Raw genomic sequence first — 24,681 nt, forward strand, 5'->3', positions numbered from 1 at the left:
AATTTAGAGTGATGTTTGGATTTTTAATTTAACTGATTCTACAACTCTATCTATATCATTTTCAATTTCACTGTTTTTAAACCTTAAGACATGTATACCATTTCTTTCAAGAAAAGCATCTCTGTTTAAGTCTTTTCTCTTTACTTCCTCCAGATTATGAATACCACCGTCTATTTCAATACAAAGATTCGCTTTTGGAACATAAAAGTCTAAGATATAAGGGCCTATTCCATATTGCCTTTTGAATCGTGTATCCAGAATCTGCTTATTTCTAACTCTTTCCCAAAACAAAGTCTCTGCATCAGTCATCGATCGCCGAAGAGTTCTTCTTTGTTCTAAGCTATTTCTTGGATTTTTGATACTCATGTTATTGACCTCCTCTGTCTCCTCCTTCATAAGGAGGAGAACTTTCTAAATATATCTTAATTTAAACAACGAGTCCTTCCCCTTAATAAGGGGAAGACAGAAGGGGTCTATATTATCATTTGATGTTCATTCCCAACTTCCGTTGCTTTTTCGTAACCGGCATCGTGGTGTCGAAATATTCCCATCGCAGGGTCATTATACAACACACGACGAATACATGCTTCTGCGCGGTCGGTTCCATCTGCAAGAACTACCATTCCGGCGTGTTGGCTGTATCCCATTCCAACGCCGCCGCCGTGATGGAAACTGATCCAGGTTGCTCCGCCGGTTGCGTTGCTCATCAGATTTAAAAGTGGCCAGTCGCTTACTGCATCGGTGCCGTCTTTCATTCCTTCCGTTTCTCTGTTTGGGGATGCAACCGATCCGCAATCCAAATGGTCACGACCAATTACGATAGGTGCTTTTACTTTTCCTGTTCTTACCAGATCGTTGAAGATCAAGCCTGCTTTTTCGCGTTCGCCCATTCCAAGCCAGCAAATTCTGCAAGGCAATCCCTGGAAAGCTACTTTTTCTTTAGCTTCATTCAGCCATTTTATCAGATTGTGATTTTCAGGAAAAGCTTCTTTTAAAGCCTGATCGGTTACATAAATATCTTCAGGATCTCCGGAAAGAGCGGCCCATCTGAAAGGACCTTTTCCTTCACAGAAAAGTGGACGAATGTACGCCGGTACAAATCCCGGAAAATCAAACGCATTTTCAACTCCACCTTTTTGAGCATAAGCACGTAGATTATTACCGTAATCAAAAGTGATGGCTCCACGATCTTGTAAAGTAAGCATATGACGAACGTGTCGTGCCATACTTTCAATTGATTTCTTTTCGTAGGATTTCGAATCAGATTTTCTGAGTTCCTGTGCTTCTTTCAAAGAAATTCCATGAGGCACATATCCATTGATCGGATCATGAGCAGAAGTTTGATCCGTTAAAATATCGGGTGTTATTCCATCTTCTATCAATCGCTCAAGTACATCTCCGATATCACCAACTAATCCGACCGAAAGGTTTTCTTTGTTGGATTTTGCTTCCGTAACCCATTTTATGGCTTCTTCATATGAATGAGTCATTTTATCGATGTAGCGGGTTTTGATGCGCTTCTCGATTCGGGCCGGATCAATATCTACACCTAAAAATGTAGCTCCTGCCATGGTAGCTGCCAGTGGCTGAGCTCCACCCATTCCTCCAAGTCCACCGGTAACTAAAAGTCTGCCACGTAGATCACCATTAAAATGTTTTTCTCCACAAGCAACAAAAGTCTCGTAGGTTCCCTGAAGAATTCCTTGTGTTCCGATGTAGATCCATGAACCTGCAGTCATCTGTCCGTACATCATCAAACCACGTTCTTTCAATTCGTTGAAATGATCCCAAGTTGCCCATTCAGGAACTAAATTACTATTAGCGATCAAAACTCTTGGAGCTTCAGGGTGCGTACGAACTATCCCAACGGGTTTTCCGGATTGAACCAACAAGCTGTGGTTTTCATCCAGATCAAGTAAACATTCCACGATCTTTTCCAGAGATTTGCGGTCTCGTGCAGCTTGACCGTTACCACCATAAACGATCAGGTTTGCAGGATCTTCAGCAACATCTTCATGCAAGTTATTAAGTAACATTCTAAGCGGAGCTTCTGTCTGCCAAGATTTAGCATTCAGGGTAGTTCCGGTTGGAATTGTATAGTTAGGATGTTGGACGTATTTTTTAAGAAACTCGGAATTGTTCATCGTATGATCCGTTTAAGTCTATATTTAATTTGTTTGCGATCTCATCCGCTTTATGTGAAATGATGTGAGATTGAATAAGATCCAGTGCTTTTCTGATATCATTAGCAAAAACCCGGTCTTCGTCGGCGTGATCGATATGATCCCGAACCAGCTCATGGCACGTATCCAGAATTGGACCGGATTTCATGGGTTTTCTGAAATCAAATGCCTGAGCCGCACTCACGAGTTCAACAGCGAGAATTTTTTCTACGTTATCAATAACCTGATTTAGTTTTCTGGAACTGATAGAGCCCATGCTTACATGATCTTCCTGTCCAAGAGATGTTGGAACACTATCGGCGGAAGCCGGGAAACAAAGCGCTTTATTTTCACTTACCAAAGCGGCTGAAGTATATTGAGGAATCATGAAGCCTGAATTTAGACCAATATCAGTCATCAGTAATTTTGGTAGTCCGGGATGTTCACCGTTCAATAATAGATAAGAACGACGATCAGAAATATTACCAACTTCATGAGCAGCCAAAGTCAGATAATCGCAGGGCATTGCAAGCGGTTGACCATGAAAATTTCCTCCACTGATAGATTCTTCTGCAGAAAGGATGATCGGATTATCGGTTACAGAATTGATCTCAATATCGACCATTTGTTTAACATGAAGCCAGGCATTTCTGCTGGAACCATGAACCTGAGGCATACAACGAATGGAATACGGATCCTGAACTCGACCACAATTTTCATGAGAAGCCACCATTTCTGAATTTTGAAGTAGAGCTCGAAGTCGGTGAGCAACTAAACGGGAGCCATCAAATGGACGAACTTCGTGAAGACGTTCATCAAATGGACTGTCACTTCCTAAAACTCCCTCCAAACTCATCGCTCCGATTATATCGGCAGCATTCAGGCAATGATGCAGATTGTACACTCCCCAAACAGCATGTGCTGCAATAAACTGTGTACCGTTGATCAGCGCTAATCCTTCTTTGGCTTTTAGGTTGATGGGATCTAATCCCAGTTCGCTATATACATCAGGAGTTTCTCTCCATTCGCCTTTATAATGTACTTTCCCCAATCCGATCAGCGGCAAAAACAGATGAGCGAGAGGAGCGAGGTCTCCGGAAGCACCAACCGAGCCTTGTTCAGGAACTTCAGGAATTATGTCATTTTGGATGAAGAAAATAATTCGATCTAAAGTAGCCTCCCGAATCCCGGAAAATCCTACGCTTAAATTATGAGCTTTCAGGATCATCATCGCTTTGGCGATTTTCAGGTCTATAGCATCACCAACGCCTACACTATGGCTTCTTAAAATATTATCCTGAAGCTTGGCTGTATTTTCTTTTGATATTATAGTGTTGCAAAGTGGACCAAATCCTGTATTTACACCATAAACGACATCGCCACTTTCAACAATTTGAGATACGTTCTCAGAGCTTTTTACAACTTTAGCTCGCGCTTCATTATTTAGCTGGAAGGGTAATTTCCCATCGCAAATATCGATTACGTTTTGGATGGATATGGTGTCAATTCCGAGATTAAACATGTGCTACTGATTTAAGATTATGAATGAAAATATATTTTTGAAATGATGTTTTAAAATACTTTATATGTATATATTGATGCTTATGAGTAATCAAATAGAATTCAGACATCTTAATTATTTTCAAACGGTTGCGAAAGAACTTCATTTCAGGAAAGCGGCAGAAAAACTGTTTATCACTCAGCCTGCATTAAGTAGGCAAATTCAGCAATTGGAAGAATATGTTGGGGTTGAGCTTTTTAAAAGGGATAAACGAAATGTGTCGCTGACAAAAGCCGGAGAATATCTACTCAAAGAATCTCAGTTTCTGTTTGATCATCTGGGATTTATAAAAGATAACATTCGTCACATTGCAAAAGGGGATGAAGGAGAAATAAGAATCGGATTTGTCGGATCAGCTATGCAGAGTGTGATTCCTTCGCTACTCAAAAAGATCAACAAAGATTCTCCGGGAATTCATTTTGTACTTACTGAACTGACCAATCAGGATCAGGTGGATAAGATCAGAAATGACCAATTGGATCTGGGTTTTATCAGAACAATGAGATTACCGGAAGGATTAAAGAAGCTGGATGTTTTTGAAGAAACCTTTTGCTTGGTATTGCCTAAGTCGCACTCGATATCTTCAGGAAACTTTAAAAATATTTCTGATCTGAAAGAAGAGAGTTTCATTTTGTTTTCCAGCCAATACAGTCATGGTTACTATGATAAGATCATGAGTATTTTTGAAGATCAAGGCTTTACTCCGAAAGTAGCGCACGAGTCAGTTCATGCAAATACCATTTTTCGTTTGGTGGAAAATGAGTTGGGAGTCGGAATTGTGCCGAGTTCCTTAAAACAAGGTTTTGATCTGAATATAAAATTCATCGACTTGAAGAAAATCCCTCAAAGAACAACGCTATCAGCCATTTGGAAGGAAGAGAGTAGAAATCCGATACTGGAAAAAGTGATCCGGACATTGGGTTGAGGATTAGTTTTATCTGGTTTCAAAACTAGCAAACCTAAATACCAATTTGTAGGGGCAATTCATGAATTGCCCCTACAAATTGGTATTGTTTAGACGTCTTTGCTAAATGCCACAGCCTTGTTTATAAATTCTTGTATCTGCTTTTCCTGATCATCCATATTCAAAATATCAGAAAGAGATAATCCGGCTCCTTTCAGTTTTTCGGGTAACCATTTTCCACATTCCAGTTCAGGAGTTTCCGAATAATCTATTTCTTCATCTTTTTTCCATTGGGTCACATAAAAATAGGGTTCCCCAATTACAGAATCAGCAACGGCATAACCTACACTGAAAGATTGATTCGCTTCACCATTATCATTAAACCGAAAAGGAACATACACTCCATGATCAAAATGATGAGGCCAGGTTCGTGCGGGTGAGGACTTAGCATGCTGAGAGAAAATGTCATTACAAAACTTATCAGCTATACTCCTATGGTTAGCCAATTCTTCAAGAACTATAGAATCTAATTCCGGAAAAGGTTTAGCCTCATCGGTTGGATTTTCAGGAATCTCATAATGCATTTTAAGCTCAAGATCAGAAGAATCAATTTGCTTTAGTTGAAGTGCTTGACGTAGCCACAATAATCCTTCTTGCTTCGTTTTATCCGACAAAGAAAGTGAAGCCAATTCGATTCCCGTTGGGCCGGTTACTTTTAAACTTAAAGTCGGGACATGGAGTCCAACTCTGGAGCGGTTGTTAATAGAGTCTCCGTAGAAGATCTTATTCCCCGAATCCCAACTCATATTGGTATGGCTGTCATCTTCCTTTTCTTCCAACAAATACTTCCCTGATGCAGCTATAAATTGAACTGCATGATGAAGTGCTAGCTGGGCAGTATTGATCTTATCAATAAGTATGTTCGTGGAGAATCTCATTAATTGTCCCTTTTTGATCTGATTTCAGATTGAGTTTTGATTTGTTTCAGAACCCTTAAATGGATGTCAGAAAGAATTTTGTCAGCGATAACCTTCCAGTACAATGCAGGATACATTTCATTTTTGTACCAAGTGGTACCAATAATAACAGTATTTCCGTTCGGAAGTGTTTCAAGTTTAAACTCTCCTTTTATTGAGCGAAAATAATTATCAAGATGGGGAGTAACTATTTTACCATATGGGCTCCACTCCTGAAGAGGTTGAGGTTGCTCTAATACATCAAACTGAATTAAATTCGGATAGTCCCACGTTGTAATGGGCTCTACAAAATCTCCGGTAGAAAACTCACAATATCTGATTGCTCCAACACCTTCACCTTCAATACGAGCACTAATGGGATAAGCCAATCCAAGTTTAAAAAAACCGCTGGGTTCATCTTCAATAGTTTTGAAGTCAATGAATTCATCCCAAACGATCTCTTTTGAAGCTTCAATCTCAATTTGAGTTGTGATGGACATGGTGCTATTATTCGTAAATAATTTATCTGCACTAAGGCCAAAAAGTAAAAGCAATGGAAATAACACCAAAAGTTGCTTTCTGTTGGCATGTAATCGAGCAACATGATATCCGAAAAAGCTTCCAATACCACCTACAGTTAATGCAATAGGAGCTGAAAGAAGAATGCATACAAAACCTTCCGCTGCGAATAAAATAGCAGTTCCGCTTGCTAAAGCTAAAGTGAACATTGTGTGTGAAAAAGACTTCCCTTGTCCAACCAATCCATCTTTATTTAAAAAATAAGATGCCGTTATACCTACAAAGAAAGGAGTGGATATAAATAAAGTAGTACTATAAATATCAAATAGATAGATACTGCAAACAAAAGCAATGGCAGCAATTACAATTCCTGCGAGTATCCCATACAATGCATTCGAAATTGAGTTTGTTAATTCTTTGGATTCCGATTGAATTTTTTTAGTAATTATTTGTGCAGACTCAGGCATTGTCAATGCGAGCATTACAAGATAGTTGAGTATGGGGGCAAAAAAGAATAATGCATACCAAGGAGATTTTCCGGCATCTAAAAGTCTTTTCATCATGAGGTTGACCCCGATCCAGATGAAAGGCAGAGTCCATATCAAAAAGAAAATATAAAAGGTCTGGGAAGGTCTAAGTGTGTAAATAAAACCTCTATCCATAGAGATAAAAGGCGATAAATAGTCAATAGGTGACCAATAGATATCGTAAAGGAAGAAAATGACCAGAGAATCAATTAAGTATTTACCAAACATCAATCCGAAGCCGGCAATTAAATAAGTCTTTCGATCAACTCGTCCTTCTAGTTTGAATAAGAGAGAGAGAATTTCTTTCATAAAACCCCCGCATATTCAACACCGGATAGATGATGCATTTCTTTTTTCCAGGTTACTAAGTCGTAAGGAGAAAAGTCTTTAAAACTGGTGTGACCACATGCCCTTGCCAGAATTTTCATAAGCTCTGTTGATCCATGAAAGAAGTTATCCAACATTGCAGCTGATTTTTCAATTTCAAAGCGTGCCCGTAAATCATCTTTTTGAGTTGCAATTCCTACCGGACAGTTATTGGTATGGCAAGCTCTCATTCCTAAACAGCCAATAGCTTGAATGGCTGCATTTGATACCGCAATTCCATCAGCTCCAAGAGCCAAAGCTTTGGCAAAATCAGGAGCGGTTCGTAATCCTCCGGTTACAATCAAAGTGATTTCATCCGGTCCGAGCCCTTTACCATCCAAATATTTTCTGGCTTTGGCTAGCGCGGGAATAGTTGGAATTGAAATATGATTTCTGAGCACGCTTGGTGCGGCTCCGGTTCCACCGCCACGACCATCCAGTATGATGTAATCAGCTCCGGCATCAAGTGCGAATTGAATATTTTCCTCAATGTGATTTGCTGAAAGTTTGAAGCCAATTGGAATTCCTCCTGTTACTTCCCGAACCTCATCACCCATTTTTTTGAAATCATCAGGAGTAACCAAATCATCAAATTTAGGTGGTGATATTGCGGATGTGCCTTCTTCGAGTTCACGTACCTCGGCGATCTTTCCTTTTACTTTTTCTCCGGGAAGATGTCCACCTACACCTGTCTTAGCTCCTTGCCCTCCTTTAAAATGAAAAGCCTGTACTTTTTTGAGTTTATCCATTGAAAAACCAAATTTGGCAGAAGCCAGCTCATAAAAATATCTGGAGTTTTCGGCTTGTTCCTCTGGGAGCATTCCTCCTTCGCCTGAACAGATTCCCGTTCCCGCCATTTCAGCTCCTTTTGCCAGTGCAATTTTTGCTTCTTCGGATAAAGCACCAAAACTCATGTCAGAAACAAAGAGTGGTATATCTAATTCGAGCGGTTTTTTAGCTTTTGGTCCAATGACCAGCTTAGTCTTCACTTCAACATCTTCAAATTGAGGAGCAGGAGAGAGTTGTGCGGTTTGAAACTGAATATCATCCCAAACAGGAAGTTCTTGTCGGCTAACACCCATGGCTTCTACGCTTCCATGAGCACCTTCTTTAATCCGGTTTTTTGCCAGTCCCTGAATTTCTCCATTGAATGGCTCATCGTCTGTTCCGTGAATATCCTGATAGGTTCCTAAATATTGGTCGCGTTGATAAGGTTGAGGATTGTCCTTTTCCCATTCTTCAATTTCTTCTTCATCCACCCAAACTTGTCCATCATCTACCCAGGATTTGAAACTATGAAGTGCTTCATCATTATTGTATTCGCTTATGCCGGTTTTGTAACGATAGTCCCAGCCATGTACTCCACAAATTAGGTTGTCTCCATCGATATGTCCATCAGCAAGTAAAGCTCCTCTGTGGTGACATCGCCCAAAAAGGACGGAAACTTCATCGCCATACCGAACAATAACAAGATCAACATTTGAAACAAGAGCATAGGCGGGAGTAAGTTCTTCAAGATCATCCCACTTCAGTATAGATTTAGGCAACATATAAATAGATTGGTTTATTTAAGTAGAGGAATAAACCAAAATTTGCTCAGGGATAAAAGGAACTAAGGTAAATGTTATAAAATTTAGAAGAGCCTTTATGGTTCATCCATCATTTCGCTGAAGGCGAGGTAATGGACTTGAGTAGAAACCAAGGAGTGGCTAGATCAGGTAACCATCAGCCGTGCAAAGCCCGACAGATGGTGGAATGGGTAATAGATTTAATTGCAGATTTAGCTTTTTTGAGTTTTATTTTTAGATGGAATTTTTGGCAGGCCACAACTATCACATTTACAACCAAGGCAATAATAGAGAACCAATCTTTTTTGAAGAAGACGACTACATTCTATTCCTAAAGAAAATGAAAATTACTTTATTACCTCACTGCAAAGTATTAGCCTGGTGTTTGATGCCTAATCATTTTCATTGGTTGATTAATATAAATAGTAATTATAAGGAGATTTATGAGTCGAATACCAGATCAAAAAAATTGAATGCTATAAATAAAGATATAGGTTCCTTATTAAGCTCTTATACACAGGATATAAATAGAAGAATTGGAAGAACAGGATCTTTGTTTCGAAAAAGAACAAAAGCAAAGCTTATGGATGAAGAAAGAGATAAGCATGATGATTACCTGTTAAACTGCTTTCTTTATATTCATCAAAATCCTTTAAGGGCAGGACTTGTAAAGAATCTAGAAGATTGGGCGTATTCTTCGTATAGAGATTATGGTGGCTTAAGAAATGGAAATTTATGTGACATAGGATTCACAAAAGAGCTACTTCATCTACCGAAGTCTCAAAAAGATTTTGAAAAGCTATCTTACAAAACTATACCTCCATACTATTCTCAAAAAATGTTCTAATAAATTGTTATCAATCCATCATTTCGTTGAAAGCGGGGAGATGGACTTGAGTAGAAACCAAGGAGTGGCTAGATCAACGAACCATCAGCCGTGCAAAGCCCAACAGATGGTGGAACAAAAAAAGCCCCTCGGAAATCAATCACGAGAGGCTTTAGGGGTACAAAGTGTTAACAGATAATTCTGTTTTAATTAAATAATTTTTTCACCCAACCGAATACGCCACCGGAGCGGTCGCCTTCGCGTCCACCCGAAAGTCCATCATAACTAGGTCTGGGTAATCCATAACTCTTATCGGCAGTTTCTTTCTTCTTTTTAGCTCTTTTGTTGTTTGAAGAACCGCGACGAGTTTTATTATGGGGTTTGCTCTGTTTATTATTTCTTTTCTTATTGTTGGAGCTCTTTCCTTTTTTCTTCTTTTTAACTTCTTCAGGAAGTTTTATTTCTTCAGGAGCGTATCCAACTTCATTAGTGATCTTCTCAATGTCGTCTCTGTCCATTTTTGAAACCAATGAAACCATTTGTCCGGCTTTTTTAGAACCTACCAGTTCAGCCCGGTAACGGTATTCTTCCACTTCATTTGGCACATCATAATTGATTACCTGAGTGACTTTATCAATTTCGATATCAGTTGCGGACATACCACCAACGATCAGGATCTTCATCTCATTTGAAGTGAACTTCTGGAAGCGTTCGTTAAAAGTTTCTTTGTTGATGCTTTCATCAACACTTACTACACCCCAGCTCTTTTTAAGAATAATTCTGAAAAGTCGGTCTGCAGTTCTTTTTGAAGCCGTAAAAACAACGATACGTTCAACCTTACTGTTTTCCAGATGTGCCATCAAGGTAGAAATTTTCATTCTTGGCGGCACATTGATATAACCTTGTTCCAGATTTTTTGGAACCGAAGGCTCATCTGTTTGATCTTTCTTCAAGACCACGGAAACAGATGCCTCTTTAAGTTTTTCGACAGGAGCTTTGTCAGAGTTAGAGTCAGAACCAGAATCAGTTTTATTTTCAGGCTCTTTTTTCTCAGGATTCAGAACGACCTTAACAGAAGCTTTTTTCAGTTTAGCTTCAACTTCTTTCTGATCAATTTCTACCGGTTCTGTTTTTTTATCTTCTGCTTTTTCCTGAGCTGAATCTTCGTTTTCAGAAGATTCTTCATTTGTATTTTTCTCTTCAGGATTCAGAACCACTTTTACAGAAGCTTGCTCTAATTTTTCCTTTACTTCTTCTTCGTTGATTTCAGCAGGCTCAACGGCTTTCTTTTCTTCAATATCAGTAGACTGAAATCCAATTAATTCAGGATTTTTAAGCGCATTTTCGGCTAGCTGCTTAGTAGCATTATTCATAGTTCCGGAAAAAATGAGTACCTGTGGCTGGTTCTCAATAAATTCAAAGATAGACTTTACCCTACCTACCAGGCTAAAGTTTTCCATATTATGCGCTTCATCGATCACAACACATTCGAGATCGGTAAAGGTTTTTTTGGTTTTTTCCAGTATGTCAACTAATCGACCGGGATTTGCTACAATCACGGGCGCTCCATCTAAAACAGCTTGTTCTTGTGCGACTTTGTCACCTTTCATGGATAATGAAGTACTGCTCACTTGTGCATGATACCCCATCGCCCAAATCATTTCATCAATCGCTTTCGCTCGCTCTATAGATGGTGTTAAAATTAATATTCGCGTGCCGCTTACCTCTCCGTTTGCTATCAACTTCTGCAGTGCAGGGATCAAAAATGCTCCGTTATCCTCACTTTCATTCTTAACAAGCAGGTGCTTGCCTTCTAAGGCCTGTGGAATAACTTCTTGCTGGAGAGGGGTTGGATTTTCAATTCGTGTATCAACCAGTCCGTTCAATAGATCAGGACTCAGGTCATATTGTTCAAAAGACAATGTTCCACCTCGTTCGTTTGGCGTTATAATTCAATTTTCAAAGATCAAATGCTTAGATCGTCCCTAAGCAAGCCCAAATATACAAAATGTGAAGGAGAGTTGATAAGCTTCGTTTCTAAAAAGCGGTTTTAGTTAAAAAGAGTGCATAAAATCAGATTTATCAATTTCTTTATTTGCCCTTACGGAACTTTTTTGGGAAACTAACATACCTAAAATTAGACCTATCTTTTTAAAACCTAAATTACTACTGCTATGCCACACCATCGCCGATGCTTACTATCCCTGTTTCTGCTAATTTCTTTATTCATCGCTTGTTCAGAACCGGAATCGCCAGAACAGATCTCAGATCCGGAACAATTTGCAGAATTTATTGAGGGATATACTTCCGGCGAAATTAGTTCGCATAGCGAGATCGCGGTTACATTTACTAAACCTGTTTCTGAGAAGATCAATATCCGCTCGTTGAGACTTTTTGATCTTTCCCCATCAGTAAATGGCTACTCAGAATTGGTGAACGATAGAACAATTGTGTTTAAACCTAACGACCCATTTAAGCAGGGACAGGAATATCAGGTTTCTTTTGAGTTGTCAAAGTTGTTTGAAGTACCCGATGACAAGAAAAAGTTTTCATTTGTTGTAAATACAATGAAACAGCAGATGGAAGTGGTTTTAGGCGAACTGGAAATAGTAACGGAAACGAGCATGAAGCTTTCAGGTACAATTTATACAGCAGATAAAGCCTGGAAAAAAAATATAGATCGTGTGCTATCCATATCTCAAAAAGGAAATAATGATCTCGAACTAAGTTGGACTCAAAACAATTCAGGAACGGTTCATGATTTTGAGATTTCGGGAATACGGAGAGACGACCAAAAAAGTGAATTGAAATTAAGTTGGGATGGCAAACCGATAGGAACAGACACAAAAGGAAATCAGGTCATAGAAATTACAGATAATTCTGTATTTGAACTTTTAGCTACACGGGTTTTTACGGATAACAATCCAAGGGTTGAACTTACTTTTTCTGATCGTTTAGATGCCACACAAAATTTACAGGGATTGATTCAGGTTCAGGACATGAATGAGATCAACACCATCATTAACGGGAATACGCTGGTGATCACTCCAAGACAACGAAGAACAGGAGTTAAAACACTTACCATTAATTCAGGAATCAAAAACGAAGCCGGAAGACGATTAGAAACTGAGATCACAAGAGAAATTCAATTCAATCAGCCTAAACCACAACTGGAATTACTTGGAAAAGGCACCATTATCCCAAGTTCTGATAATCTGTTATTTCCGTTTAAAGCGGTGAGCTTAGGAGCCGTAGATGTTCGAATCATCAGGATTTTCGAGAATAATATGGGCCAATACCTGCAGGAATATGGTATTTCAGCGAATGACCAATATAGAATTGAACGTGTTGGACGTCAGGTATTTGGCGGAGCAATTCCACTTTCAAGTTTAGGAACAGTGGAGGCCGGGAACTGGAATAACTATGCACTTGATCTGTCAAAAATCATTGAACCCGAACCCGGAGCGCTCTATCAGGTAGAAGTTGATTTCAGAAAACATCAGGCGGTTTATGAGTGTGGGGAAAATGATTCTGAAACAACTGCTCAAGTTACGGATAGAAGCTGGACGTATTCATCCACTGATGAAGAGCAATTCTGGAACAACTACAGAAGCAATTCTTATCCAAGAGGTTATAATTGGAGAGAACGTGACAATCCATGTGATGTCAGTTACTACTATAATCAAAGAAGTAAAGTCAGAAATATTCTCGCTTCTGATTTAGGGATAATTGCAAAAAGCGGAGATCAGGGAAGTCTTACAGCTTTTGTGACGGACCTCAAGACCACAGATCTGAAAGCAGGAGTAAAAGTTGAATTGTTTGATTATCAGCAACAAATGCTGGCGTCAGCTAATACAGATCAAAACGGAAAAGTTGAATTATCATCTCCAAGAAATCCATACTACTTAGTAGCTACTTCAGGAAATCAAAAAGGATATTTGAGACTAGATGATGGGACCTCTCTGTCAGTGAGTGATTTCGATGTTTCCGGAGCACAGGTACAGAAAGGTGTTAAAGGATTTTTATACGGAGAGCGAGGTGTTTGGCGACCGGGAGACACTTTGTTTGTTTCTTTTATTCTGGAAGATGAAAATGATGTGTTGCCTGAAGATCATCCGGTAAGTTTTGAGTTGAGAAATCCATCAGGGCAAGTAGTGAATCGCAAAACATTCACGACGTCACTAAATGGATTTTATGTTTATGAAACATCAACCGAGAAGCAGGCACCAACAGGTAACTGGAGAATTTCTGCAAAAGTTGGAGGGCTTACTTTCGCCAAAACCATCAAAATTGAAACTGTTAAACCAAATCGTTTAAAAGTAGAAGTTGATTTCGACAATGATGTTGTCACCGCTGATGATCCGGAATTGAACGCAACTTTGAATTCACGCTGGTTACACGGTGCAATAGCTAGAAATTTGAAAGCAGATGTTGAAATGAGTATGAGTCGATCTGAAGCTACTTTTTCAAAATATCCTCAATTCTCTTTTTCTGATGAATCCATTTCCTTCTCAGGTTCTCCAACCCAGATATTTAATGGAAATTTAGATCGGTCAGGCGAAGCACAATTGGATTATACTTTTAAAAAATTGAACGAAGGGCCGAGCCGAATCAGAGTAAATCTGAAAACAAGAGTATTTGAACCATCAGGTAATTTTAGCGTCGGGAGTTCTACTACTTATTATTATCCGTTTGAAACATTGATTGGTTTAAGAACACCCCGAACGAGCGAGGACAGGTATTCAAATTGGTTGGAAAGAAATCAGGATCACAGTTTTGAAGTTGTTTCTCTGGATAAGGATGGAAATACAATTCCAAATCAACAGCTCGAGTTTGAAGTTTATAATATAAGATGGAGATGGTGGTGGGAGCGTAGTCGGGAAGAATTGAGTAATTACTTTGAACGAAGAAATGTGAGAAAAGTAAGATCAGGAACGGTTGCAACTAACTCAGAGGGAAAAGGATCTTTTGATGTCAACATCTCCAATAATGATGGTGGCGGAAGATATTTAGTTCGTGTTAAGAATAAAGACGGAGGACATTCAGCCAGTCAGATCGTTTACTTCAGTTGGTACAGAGGAAGTGGTTCGGGTGTGAGTCCAGCGAGGTTGACCTTCAGTTCTGATAAAGAAATATATGATGTTGGAGATGAGGCAGTGCTTAATATTCCAAGCAGCGAAGGAAGTAAGATTCTAGTCAGCTTAGAAACCGGATCAAAGATCCTCAGCACAGAATGGATAGATGGGAGAAAGGGAAGTACCGAGTATCGTTTTGAAACCTCGGGAGATATGAGTCCCACGATTTATGCTCATGTTATGCATGTGCAATCTCACGGTCAAACAGAAAACGATCTTCCGATCAGAATGTATGGCGTAATTCCAATCAAAGTAGAAGATCCGACTACTAAACTGTCACCGGTAGTCAAGCTCCCTGAAGAATTGAAGCCTGAAACCAATGCAATAATTGAAGTTTCGGAATCGAACAAAAAAGCGATGACATACACCGTAGCCGTAGTGGATGAAGGCTTGCTGGATCTCACTAATTTCAGTACTCCTGAACCTCATGACTATTTCTATGCCAGAGAAGCATTGGGAATAAAAACCTGGGATATTTTTGGTTCGGTAAGTGATGTTTATGCAGGATCATTATCCAGAATTTTGGCTGTTGGAGGTGATGGAGAACTCAAAGCATCTGAAGATCCGCTTAACGAAGCAAATCGCTTTAAGCCCATGGTTCGATTTCTAGGTCCTTTTTATTTGGAGAAAGGGAAAACGAATCGACATCAAATTTCAGTTCCGAATTATGTTGGATCAGTAAGAACTATGGTCATCGCCGGACAAGACGGCGCATACGGAGAAACGGAAACCACAACTCCGGTTCGGAAACCGGTTATGGTTTTGGCAACGCTACCGAGAGTTTTAGGTCCCGGAGAAACGGTAGATCTTCCGGTAAATGTCTTTGCGATGAAGGAATCTGTTAAAGACGTTCAGGTAAAAGTTGAGACCAATGAACTTTTTGAAATTATTGAAAGCTCATCAACAACTTCAGTTCAATTTTCTGAACCGGGCGATGAATTGGTTACCTTTAAACTGAAAACAAAACCTGCTATTGGTGTTGGTAAAGTTCGGGTTGAAGTTATCAGCGGAAACGAAAGTGCTTATCATGAAATAGAGATCGCGGTAAGAAATCCCAATCAACCTTTCGTGGATATAAGATCCGAAACTGTGGAATCTGATTCTGACTGGGAAGTGATATTTGATCCGCAGGGAATGGCAGGAACGAATGAAGCGACACTGGAGATCTCCAGAATTCCGCCTGTGGATTTTGGGAAGAGATTGAATTATTTGATCCGTTATCCTCACGGTTGTATTGAGCAAACCACTTCTTCTGCATTTCCTCAGTTGTTTGTTGGTGATGTGATGGAACTGGACCAGGAGCGCAAAAAGAATATTCAAACCAATATTAATGGGGCGATAAAAAGAATTGAAAAGTTTATAACATCAAGTGGAGGTTTATCTTACTGGCCCGGACATGAAGATGCCAACTCTTGGGGAACAAATTACGGATATCACTTTCTTCTGGAAGCCCAAAAGAAAGGATATTATGTTTCTTCAAATGTGATGGATCGCATCAATCGGTTTCAAAGACAAAGAGCCAGAACCTGGACGGAGAACAATGAGTATTATCGTTCAGATCTGATTCAATCGTACAGATTATATACACTGGCTCTAGCTAATTCCGCGGATCTCGGAGCCATGAATCGTTTGAGAGAAAGAGAAAACCTATCTATTCAAGCAAAATGGCGATTGGCTGCAGCTTATGTTTTAGCCGGTCAGCCCGAAGCCGGGAATGATATTGTTGAAGGAGCATCCACTGAAGTGGAAGATTACAGAGAGCTTTCCAGAAGTTATGGTTCTTCACTCCGGGATCGTGCCATGATCCTTGAAGCATTGAGTTTGCTGAAGAGGAATCAGGATGCATCTCTGGTGGCGAGAAGTGTTTCTCAGGAATTAAGCTCACATAGATGGCTCAGCACTCAAACAACGGCTTACGGATTAATTGCGATATCTAAGTTTCTGGAAGAAAGCGGTTCGTCAGGAAATATAAATGCTTCATACACTTTAAACGGAAGGAGAGAAGGAAAGATCGGATCTCAGGCTTTCATCACTGAGATCAATTTGAAAATGAATGAGCTTTCAGAAAACAAATTGGTGTTTAAAAATGAATCTGAAGGAACTTTGTTTGCCCGATTGATTTTGAAAGGAACCCCGCTTTTGGGTGATGATATCACCAATTCAAATAGTTTGAATCAAAAGATCAGATATACAGATCTGGATAGGAATTCGATAGATACTGATAATATTGAACAAGGGAGCGATTTTATAGCTGAGGTTACGATCTCAAATCCGGGACTTCGTGGTAATTATGAAGAAATGGCGTTGAGTCAGATCTTTCCATCCGGTTGGGAGATCAGAAATACTCGAATGGACGACGCTTCTTTCAGTGAGCCTACTGCAAGTTTCGAATATCAGGATATCAGAGATGACCGCATCTACACTTATTTTGATCTGAGAGCAAAGCAATCCAAAACATTTCGTGTACAATTAAATGCGAGTTATGCCGGGAAGTTTTATTTGCCTTCGCTAACTACTTATGCAATGTATGATGAAACTATCAGTGCCCGTAATGCCGGAAAGTGGGTGAATGTAGTTCCTGTTGAAGAATAAACATGAAGAAAACTTTCAATCATATTGACACACCCCTAAATCCCCTCTCAAGAGGGGACTTAAATATTGAATGATGAAGTGGTTTAAGAATCTAATATCGATGAGAGCACCAACCCTCCCCTCAATCCCCTCCGATGGAGGGGAAGCTCGTTGCTCAGATACTGAACCGAGCCAACGAGTTTCTCCTCTTGGGAGGAGAACAAGAGGAGGGTTGGTCATGGCGATAATCCTAATTTTAGGAATCCTCTACTACAACTCCCTCCCAGATCCATTATTCAATCCTTCTTATTCTACGATATTGGAAGACAAAAACGGAACTCTGATTGGGGCAAAAATTGCAGATGATGAACAATGGCGATTTCCGGTTTCAGAAGAAGTGCCTGAAAAATTTAAAACGGCAATTATTGAATTTGAAGACAAGAATTTTGAATCTCATTTGGGAGTAGATCCCTTTGCGATAGCACGTGCGCTTAAACAGAATTATGAAGCCGGAGAAGTAGTAAGCGGAGCCAGTACGTTAAGCATGCAGGTCATCAGATTAGCAAAAGAAAATCCAGATCGCACTGTTTGGGAAAAGTTGAAAGAAATGGTTCAGGCTACCCGACTTGAGTTCAGTTACTCAAAAGACGAAATATTATCTCTTTATGCAGCCCATGCTCCATTCGGCGGTAATGTAGTTGGACTGGAAGTAGCCTCGTGGAGATACTTCGGAAGAATTCCTGCGGATCTTTCTTGGGCGGAATCAGTCACACTTGCCGTTCTTCCGAATAGTCCGGCGCTTATTCATCCGGGAAGAAACAGAGAAGCGCTTAAAGCCAAAAGAGATCGATTACTGAAAAGATTAATGGAAGAGGAGCAGATCGATTCTCTTACATATGAACTTTCAGTGTTAGAGCCATTACCCGAACAGCCACTTGATCTGCCAAATGTTGCTCCTCATTTGGTTTCGAAATTTTATACAGGCTCTGAAAAAGGGAGCAGAGTAAAGACATCGATAGAAAATAACCTGCAGATCAGGATCAACAAAATTGTAGACAGTCATCATGAGAAGCTGAGATCGAATGGCATTCAAAATGCAGCGGTATTGGTGCTGGATGTAAACTCGGGAAAGGTGATCTCTTATGTTGGTAATACAAAAGGTAACTCAGGAAAACACGGACAAAGCGTAGATGTGATCAGTTCTCCGAGAAGTACAGGGAGTATTCTCAAGCCATTATTATATATGTTGAAATTAAATGAAGGAGAGATGTTGCCGAATTCTTTAGTGCAGGATATTCCCTCAAAATTCACGGATTATTCTCCACAGAATTACAACAGGAGTTATGATGGAGCGGTGCCTGCATCAGAAGCTCTTTCAAGGTCTTTAAATGTGCCTGCTGTCTATATGTTGCTGGAGTTTGGGGTTCCAAAATTTCATCATTATCTGAATGAATTAGGGTTAAGTACTATCACCCATGATCCTGAACATTATGGTTTGTCCTTAATATTAGGGGGAGCAGAAGCTACTCTATGGGATATCACATCGGTGTATGGATCGTTGGCCTATCAACTCAATAATTATAGTGCTTTAAAAAATGATTCTGATGGATATGAACGGGTAAACTTTTCTTCGAAGTTAGCTTCAGATAAACATTCTGAAAATCATTCACAAAGAACAGTAATAAATCCCGGCGCTTTGTACAGTACTTTTGAAGCAATGCTGGAAGTCACCCGTCCGGAAGAAGATTTGCATTGGAGACGTTTTCAAAATGCAAGAAAAGTAGCTTGGAAAACCGGAACCAGTTACGGCTACAGAGATGGCTGGGCGGTGGGAATCGCTCCTGAATTTGTAGTTGGGGTTTGGGTTGGTAATGCTGATGGAGAAGGTCGACCGGAATTGACCGGACTGAAAACCGCAGGACCTATTTTGTTTGATGTTTTTGACATACTGCCTGCCTCAAGTTGGTTCAACGAACCTATATATGAGATGGAAGAAATTTTGGTTTGCAAAAAGAGCGGACACAGAGCAGGTTCAGGTTGTCCCGAAACAGTAAAAGAAAGTGTTCCAAAATCAGGATTAAAAACCGAAGTGTGTCCTTATCATCAGATCATTCATATTGACAAAAAATCCGGACAAAGAAAAAATAGTAGCTGTGCTGATATTTCAGATTTGGAAACCAAGTCGTTGTTTGTGTTGCCTCCGGTTCAGGAATGGTACTACAAAAAAAATCATAGTGAGTACAGGTCGTTACCGGAACTAGCTGCGGGATGTGGGGAAGAAAACAAGCTGGCTATGAGGTTGATCTATCCGTTCAATTCATCAGTAATATATGTGCCAAAAGAACTGGATGGAGAAAAAGGAAAAGCTGTGTTTGAAATAGCCCATCGAAATAACGGGACTAAGATATTTTGGCATCTGAACGATGAATTTTTAGGAGAAACAGAGAGTTTTCATCAATTAGCATTATCTCCGAAACCCGGAAAACACACTTTGGTTTTAGTGGACGAAAAAGGGGAAAGATTGGAGCATGAATTTGAAGTTGTATCTCGATAATTAGGAATAAGTGAATAATGGAATTAGGAATATGGTATCTGTCAATTCAAAATTTAGAACTCCTAATTCTTTAAATAAGTGGAACCTGTTGCGATAACTTCAAACTCAAAATAGACGTCCTTAATAATTTTTGAAGAATCGATAGTAAAACCGGGAGTATTTGATTTGTCAATTAAGACATAAACAGAATCCAGTGTTTTCCATTCGATAGTAGGAGGAACTCGGTTAATCACGAGAATATTTCCGGTAAGAGGGTAAGAATCAGATGAAGCTGCAACCGACATTTGAATAGCAGTATAACCTAAAGCTCCGGAATCATATTTATAAAGGCCTATTTTCTTTGTTGAATCCGGAGAGAAGTATTCATTGAGTAAGACTTGGTTCTCGAGTTGCCAAGTTCTTTCGTTTATTATATCCCATCCTTTACCCATTTGATAAATAGCGATTCCAAACCATCCCAAAATGAAAAGAGGAACACATATGATAATGATGATTACAATCTTTTTGATGCGGTCATTCATAATTAAGAATCCAAATTCTACAATCCTTAATTTTTAATTCCAACATTCTTAATTCTCTCCACCGTATTGAAGTTTATGAGAAACCATTAAACTCAGCACTGCAAAGGCAGTGAATAAGAAAAACCCAATTTGTAAGCTGGAAGCGTTGGTAGTCATGATGTCCACATTCAAGGCGATATTTTCAAGACTAGTAAGTTGTTCAGATATGATTCCGGTAAAACCGATATAAGCCATAAAAATAGCAACGACCATCACGTCAGCCATCGACCATTTTGCTGTTTTAAAAACCAAAAACTTGATAACCGGATTGTTCTTTAACTTTTCAGAGTAGATATAAGCAATGGATCCCAGTAATTTGGAAACAGGGAATAATACACTGAAAGAAAAAACCAGAATTCCCACAGCCATTACGTCCACTTTTTTGTTGGTGATCATAACCCAAACTACTTCCAGAATACTTTTACTTTTGAAGTACAAAACCTGATCAATAAATATGATAGATTCGCCCATCAGCTCAAATTCCATCCTAGAGATCCGGGCATCAATATTGATCATGGGAATTAGAACACCTACTGATAGCAATATTCCACATATGATAGTAAGTACTGTGAACTCTGCTTTCATAAAATCTGAACTGAATGGGATGATTAAGGCTAATAAACCTATAATCCCAAATAAAGCTACAGAGTAAGGGGTTCTTCGATCATTTAAAGAATCAACTTTTCCCTTTATAATATTAATGGCTTCTCTTTTTTCGGTTGCGTCGTGTTTAGCCAGAATCCGGTCATACAAAGAATAATCAATTTCTGAGAAGGTGCTGTCAGAATATTCCTGCATTTTATCGATCAAAAAATCTTTAGCCAATTCTTTGTTTTCAGGATCTTTTATAAAGATGATAATACTCTCCGTTATTTCAGGAGTTTTTTCTCTCATTAAACCAAAGACATCCGTTACCGAAGCAACTCCCCTTTTTAGAAAACCTCCGACACTCCCTTTATTTTCTTCTTCAAATCCTTCTTCCAACTCTGCGATAGCTATTTCCAGAAACTCTTCTATTTTGATTCGCAGTTCATCCTCTCGGGATTCAGACATTTGGAACTCATTAACTCTTACAATAATAATTCTGGTGAGTTCTTCTGTCCAAACATCAACATTAAAAAGTCCGTATTTGACCTTAGATAATTCAATTAATTCTGTTTCAAGAACTCTTTTGTCAGATTCGATACGATAAATGAAGAAAGAACTGAATGCTACTCCGGCAAGCAAAACAGCAAGTATTGGCATCCTAAGTTGTTGCAATAATTCCCCGATTTATTTGAATTTTCAGATAGTAGGGAATACCAAGGTATTGAGCAAATTTCTCTGATTTACTTCAACGAACTTCCCCTCCGCAGGTGGGGGTTGGTTATAGGATTTAAATTGATTTGATGATTCGGCTCACACAAACAAACTCTCATCTCCTAAAACTTCCCGGAGCACTTCTTTACTATTTGCAGTATCAACCTGTGCTTTCAGTTTGATAAGTATGTTGTACAACCCAACATGAACTTTGGTGGTATAAATAAAGTGCTTGTTCCCTCTGGGTTCGTTCGACATCGGCGCTTCTTTAGTAAAGTGACGGATCATTTTATCATATTCAGGATCACCAAAATCGAAAACATCCTCTTTATAAGGTTTAGCGAAAACCATTCCATAGTTTTTGGCAAATTCGAAATACTCCTGATCTTTGTCTCCATGCTTAGAATTGGGCTTCAGGACTTCCAGTTTTTCAAATAACCGTCTGATCTTTTCTTCGTCTTCGCTAAGATGAGTTGGGAGGAGCTGTAAATAATCAGAGAAAAACTCTGTGGGAAATTTCTTTACACATCCAAAATCAACTACTCCAAGTTTGCTGTCTTTAGTAAATAAGAAATTTCCGGGATGTGTATCGGCGTGGATGTAGTCGTTGCCTTTTATCTGCTCGTGGAAGAAGTCCCATAATAGTTGTCCAAAATGATTTCTTTGTTCTTGTGATGGGTTTTCTTTTAAAAAATCACCCAGGTGTCTTCCCTCCAGAAAGGTCATGCACAAGACTTTATCTGATGAGAACTCCTGAACCCATTCAGGAATCTCGATATTCAAACCTGAAAAACGCTCATTAAAAAGATCGATTTGCTGCCCTTCATGTTTGTAATCTGTTTCCAGCAGAAGAGTATTCTTGATCTCATCGAAATATGGATCAATATCAGATCCTTTTTTAATAAATCGCTTGGCTATTGTTTTCCCCATGGCCAGATCCGATCCAATGGTTTCCCTCACATTGGGGTACTGAATTTTGATGGCTACTTTTCTGCCGTCTTTTAATTCTGCTTTGTGAACCTGACCAATAGAAGCTGCTGCAAATGCTTCTGATTCAAACTTCGCAAAAAGCTGTTCGGGATAGCTTCCAAGTTCTCTCTTAATAATAGAACGAACCAGAGCCTTATTAATAGGAGGAACGGAATACTGTGCCTGACTCATTACTTCAGCAAATTCTTCAGGTAAAAACCCTTGATCCATGCTCATTCCCTGAGCAATTTTTAAAGCAGTACCACGAAGTTTGGTAAACTCTTTGAAAACTTCCTTGGCATTATCGGAATGGAATTGACCGCCATCATCTTTTTTGCCTGAGATCTTATTTTTCAAATAACGCTGGGCGTAGTTTTTCCCAACCTTGATTCCGGTTTTAGCTATGATAGTTCCGCGCTCTAATTTTGAGGATGGGAAATCACTCATCTTTATTTTCTTCTTCGTTATCGTTAAACCAACTTGTTATCCATTCACCAAAAAGCGGAATATTTTTAGCCAATCCTGCATGACTGATTAAATACTTAGCAAGATCAAATCCTTTATCAATGACCTTATTATATACTACTTCTTCCACAAAGCCTGTGAGCTTATCGGTTAGCGCAAAACTTCTTTCTTTGCCGTCACTGTCATCGTTTAGCCAGAACTTTACAATATCGAGATACTCTCTTGCGATGAATTCATAGAAATAATCTTTCATCACAAAACCGGCGCTTACGGCAATCCTTCCATCAGTAGTAAAAAAGTGTTTGAACAAAGCAGTCATTTCCTGATGGAATTCGGAATTGCATCCTTTCTTAAAGACCATCTTTTCAAAAGTATCTTCTACAAACTCTCTTCGGTCTTCCATCATGTCGAAAGTCGTAAAAATAAAATTAGATAGTTTTTCGCTGATGGTGTAAGATTCGAAATCTTCAATTTCCCCGATCATGGCGGAATAACGAATAACCAGAGAAGGATAATAGTATTCGGTAATAGCTTTCTTATTTGGGAACAAGCTGTAGATCTGAGACGCGGTCTTACCTGTGGCTTCTGATAGTTGGGCAATGGTGAATGAACCTTCGGAAAGAATCAGATCCATTGCTGATTCACATAGTTCGATTTTGTCATTAATCTGTTCTGCAGTCATATTTACAAAAACTATTTAAGGATAGAAACAGTTCGCTTGGTTACGAAATATTTCAGCAAATGTTGGCTGTGTTTCTTTTATTAGTTTCTAAATCAAAAATCTATGAGTCATAGTCATCAACGAGACGTTCTGTTCCTGTCACTTGCAGGAATATTTCTTACTGCACTAGTACTTGGCAATGTAATTGGTACTACAAAGTTCGTTACAATCTTCACTCTTACTTTACCTGATTGGTTGCAATCTATTACTCCTTCATTGGTTCGCGATGGAAGTCTTTATACAATGAGTGTGCCAGCAGGAGTTATTGCTTATCCATTTACCTTTTTAGCTACGGATCTGATCTCTGAACTTTTCGGAAGAAAAAAAGCACAGTTAGTAGTTTGGGTGGGCTTCTTTATGAACTTCTTTATGCTCTTGTTGATGTGGATTAATCACTCTCTGCCTAATACTCTTGGTGTAAGTGGTGGTTTGGATTTATTTGAAGGGGTATATGAATTTATGGTAGGAAATACTATTGCCAGTATGATCGCTTATCTAATTGCACAATCAGTAGATGTCCGGTTATTTCATTTTTGGAAAAAGAAGACCAACGGAAAACACTTGTGGTTGAGGAACAATGCTTCTACCATGTTTAGTCAGCTGGTAGATTCAACTGCTATTCTAATGATTCTATATTTTGCCGGGAATCTGGGAGAGAATGTGAATAGTTTGGGGGCGGTTTTCATTCTGATTCTCAATTCTTATCTGTTCAAATTCTTTTTTGCTCTTTTTGATACCCCATTATTCTATTTTGGAGTAAAGTTATTCCAAAAATTTGATGAAGATCCGGAGAGAAATAGCCTCTATTGAGCTCTAATCAAGCTTGAGAAAAAGAGTAGAAAAAAAGAGAAAAAATATTGAAATAAAACTTGCCCTGAAGGGTAGAAATCCCGTACCTTTATAATCCTTTCGAGGAAATAAAAATGCTGATCCAACAACACGTTTAGGTCAGCTTTTTTTGTCTTCAAAAGGTAAGTTCTTTGGAAATTATTGAAGCATAAGACAGATTGTTTGTGCG

At 39.1% G+C, this 24,681-nt stretch carries 16 protein-coding genes; 5 read left to right on the forward strand and 11 right to left on the reverse strand.

Annotated features, from left to right (window positions below; genetic code table 11):
* Positions 1-3 precede the first annotated feature (3 nt).
* The 3 genes from A8B79_RS11730 to hutH all read right to left on the reverse strand — a co-directional run bounded on the left by A8B79_RS11730 (position 4) and on the right by hutH (position 3,684).
* The gene (locus A8B79_RS11730; protein ID WP_066222936.1) at positions 4-366 is read right to left on the reverse strand and encodes an endonuclease domain-containing protein; all 363 of its coding nucleotides are present in this window, start codon (positions 364-366) and stop codon (positions 4-6) included.
* Positions 367-473: 107 nt separating this feature from the next.
* Positions 474-2,144 carry a urocanate hydratase gene (hutU, locus tag A8B79_RS11735; RefSeq protein WP_066222792.1) on the reverse strand — a complete coding sequence of 557 codons (1,671 nt, stop codon included), beginning with the start codon at positions 2,142-2,144 and terminating at the stop codon, positions 474-476.
* The gene (gene hutH / locus A8B79_RS11740; protein ID WP_066222795.1) at positions 2,122-3,684 is read right to left on the reverse strand and encodes a histidine ammonia-lyase; all 1,563 of its coding nucleotides are present in this window, start codon (positions 3,682-3,684) and stop codon (positions 2,122-2,124) included. The genes hutU and hutH overlap by 23 nt, the downstream gene beginning before the upstream one ends.
* 82 nt (positions 3,685-3,766) lie before the next feature.
* Between hutH and A8B79_RS11745 the strand changes: the two genes are divergently transcribed.
* Positions 3,767-4,648, forward strand: coding sequence for a LysR family transcriptional regulator (locus tag A8B79_RS11745; RefSeq protein ID WP_066222938.1), 882 nt, complete (start codon positions 3,767-3,769; stop codon positions 4,646-4,648).
* Positions 4,649-4,737: 89 nt separating this feature from the next.
* On the opposite strand, the gene A8B79_RS11750 is transcribed toward A8B79_RS11745, so the two are convergent.
* Genes A8B79_RS11750 through A8B79_RS11760 form a run of 3 tightly spaced genes read right to left on the reverse strand, consistent with a single transcriptional unit; the run spans position 4,738 to position 8,545 of the window.
* Entirely contained in the window at positions 4,738-5,565 is an 828-nt protein-coding gene (locus A8B79_RS11750; protein WP_066222798.1) for a hypothetical protein, read from the reverse strand.
* Positions 5,565-6,938 carry a DUF805 domain-containing protein gene (locus tag A8B79_RS11755; RefSeq protein ID WP_066222802.1) on the reverse strand — a complete coding sequence of 458 codons (1,374 nt, stop codon included), beginning with the start codon at positions 6,936-6,938 and terminating at the stop codon, positions 5,565-5,567. Before A8B79_RS11755 ends, A8B79_RS11750 begins: the two co-directional genes overlap by 1 nt.
* On the reverse strand, positions 6,935-8,545 hold the full coding sequence (locus A8B79_RS11760) for a glutamate synthase-related protein (RefSeq protein WP_066222805.1): 1,611 nt from the start codon (positions 8,543-8,545) through the stop codon (positions 6,935-6,937). The genes A8B79_RS11755 and A8B79_RS11760 overlap by 4 nt, the downstream gene beginning before the upstream one ends.
* A gap of 256 nt (positions 8,546-8,801) precedes the next feature.
* On the opposite strand from A8B79_RS11760, the gene A8B79_RS11765 reads away from it, so the two are divergent.
* Complete coding sequence (locus A8B79_RS11765) at positions 8,802-9,410, forward strand: transposase (RefSeq protein ID WP_066222807.1); 609 nt, start codon at positions 8,802-8,804, stop codon at positions 9,408-9,410.
* A 185-nt stretch (positions 9,411-9,595) separates the two neighbouring features.
* On the opposite strand, the gene A8B79_RS11770 is transcribed toward A8B79_RS11765, so the two are convergent.
* Positions 9,596-11,311, reverse strand: a complete 1,716-nt coding sequence (locus A8B79_RS11770; protein WP_066222810.1) for a DEAD/DEAH box helicase — start codon at positions 11,309-11,311, stop codon at positions 9,596-9,598.
* 252 nt (positions 11,312-11,563) lie between these two features.
* Between A8B79_RS11770 and A8B79_RS11775 the strand changes: the two genes are divergently transcribed.
* Positions 11,564-17,116: an Ig-like domain-containing alpha-2-macroglobulin family protein gene (locus A8B79_RS11775; protein ID WP_066222814.1), complete on the forward strand. Its 5,553-nt coding sequence runs from the start codon at positions 11,564-11,566 to the stop codon at positions 17,114-17,116.
* Between the two features lie 217 nt (positions 17,117-17,333).
* Positions 17,334-19,649, forward strand: coding sequence for a penicillin-binding protein 1C (gene pbpC / locus A8B79_RS11780; protein WP_066222941.1), 2,316 nt, complete (start codon positions 17,334-17,336; stop codon positions 19,647-19,649).
* 62 nt (positions 19,650-19,711) lie between these two features.
* On the opposite strand, the gene A8B79_RS11785 is transcribed toward pbpC, so the two are convergent.
* From A8B79_RS11785 to A8B79_RS11800, 4 genes are all read right to left on the reverse strand, one after another.
* The gene (locus tag A8B79_RS11785; RefSeq protein ID WP_066222816.1) at positions 19,712-20,170 is read right to left on the reverse strand and encodes a hypothetical protein; all 459 of its coding nucleotides are present in this window, start codon (positions 20,168-20,170) and stop codon (positions 19,712-19,714) included.
* A gap of 48 nt (positions 20,171-20,218) precedes the next feature.
* Positions 20,219-21,469, reverse strand: a complete 1,251-nt coding sequence (locus A8B79_RS11790) for a paraquat-inducible protein A (RefSeq protein WP_161485168.1) — start codon at positions 21,467-21,469, stop codon at positions 20,219-20,221.
* Positions 21,470-21,607: 138 nt separating this feature from the next.
* Positions 21,608-22,924: an ABC1 kinase family protein gene (locus A8B79_RS11795; protein ID WP_066222822.1), complete on the reverse strand. Its 1,317-nt coding sequence runs from the start codon at positions 22,922-22,924 to the stop codon at positions 21,608-21,610.
* Positions 22,917-23,624, reverse strand: a complete 708-nt coding sequence (locus A8B79_RS11800) for a hypothetical protein (protein WP_066222825.1) — start codon at positions 23,622-23,624, stop codon at positions 22,917-22,919. The genes A8B79_RS11795 and A8B79_RS11800 overlap by 8 nt, the downstream gene beginning before the upstream one ends.
* Positions 23,625-23,726: 102 nt before the next feature.
* Here A8B79_RS11800 and A8B79_RS11805 point away from each other — a divergent pair, with 102 nt between their 5' ends.
* The gene (locus tag A8B79_RS11805; protein ID WP_066222828.1) at positions 23,727-24,473 is read left to right on the forward strand and encodes a queuosine precursor transporter; all 747 of its coding nucleotides are present in this window, start codon (positions 23,727-23,729) and stop codon (positions 24,471-24,473) included.
* Positions 24,474-24,681: the final 208 nt, after the last annotated feature.

This window comes from Balneola sp. EhC07 (assembly GCF_001650905.1).
Taxonomy (GTDB): domain Bacteria; phylum Bacteroidota; class Rhodothermia; order Balneolales; family Balneolaceae; genus Balneola.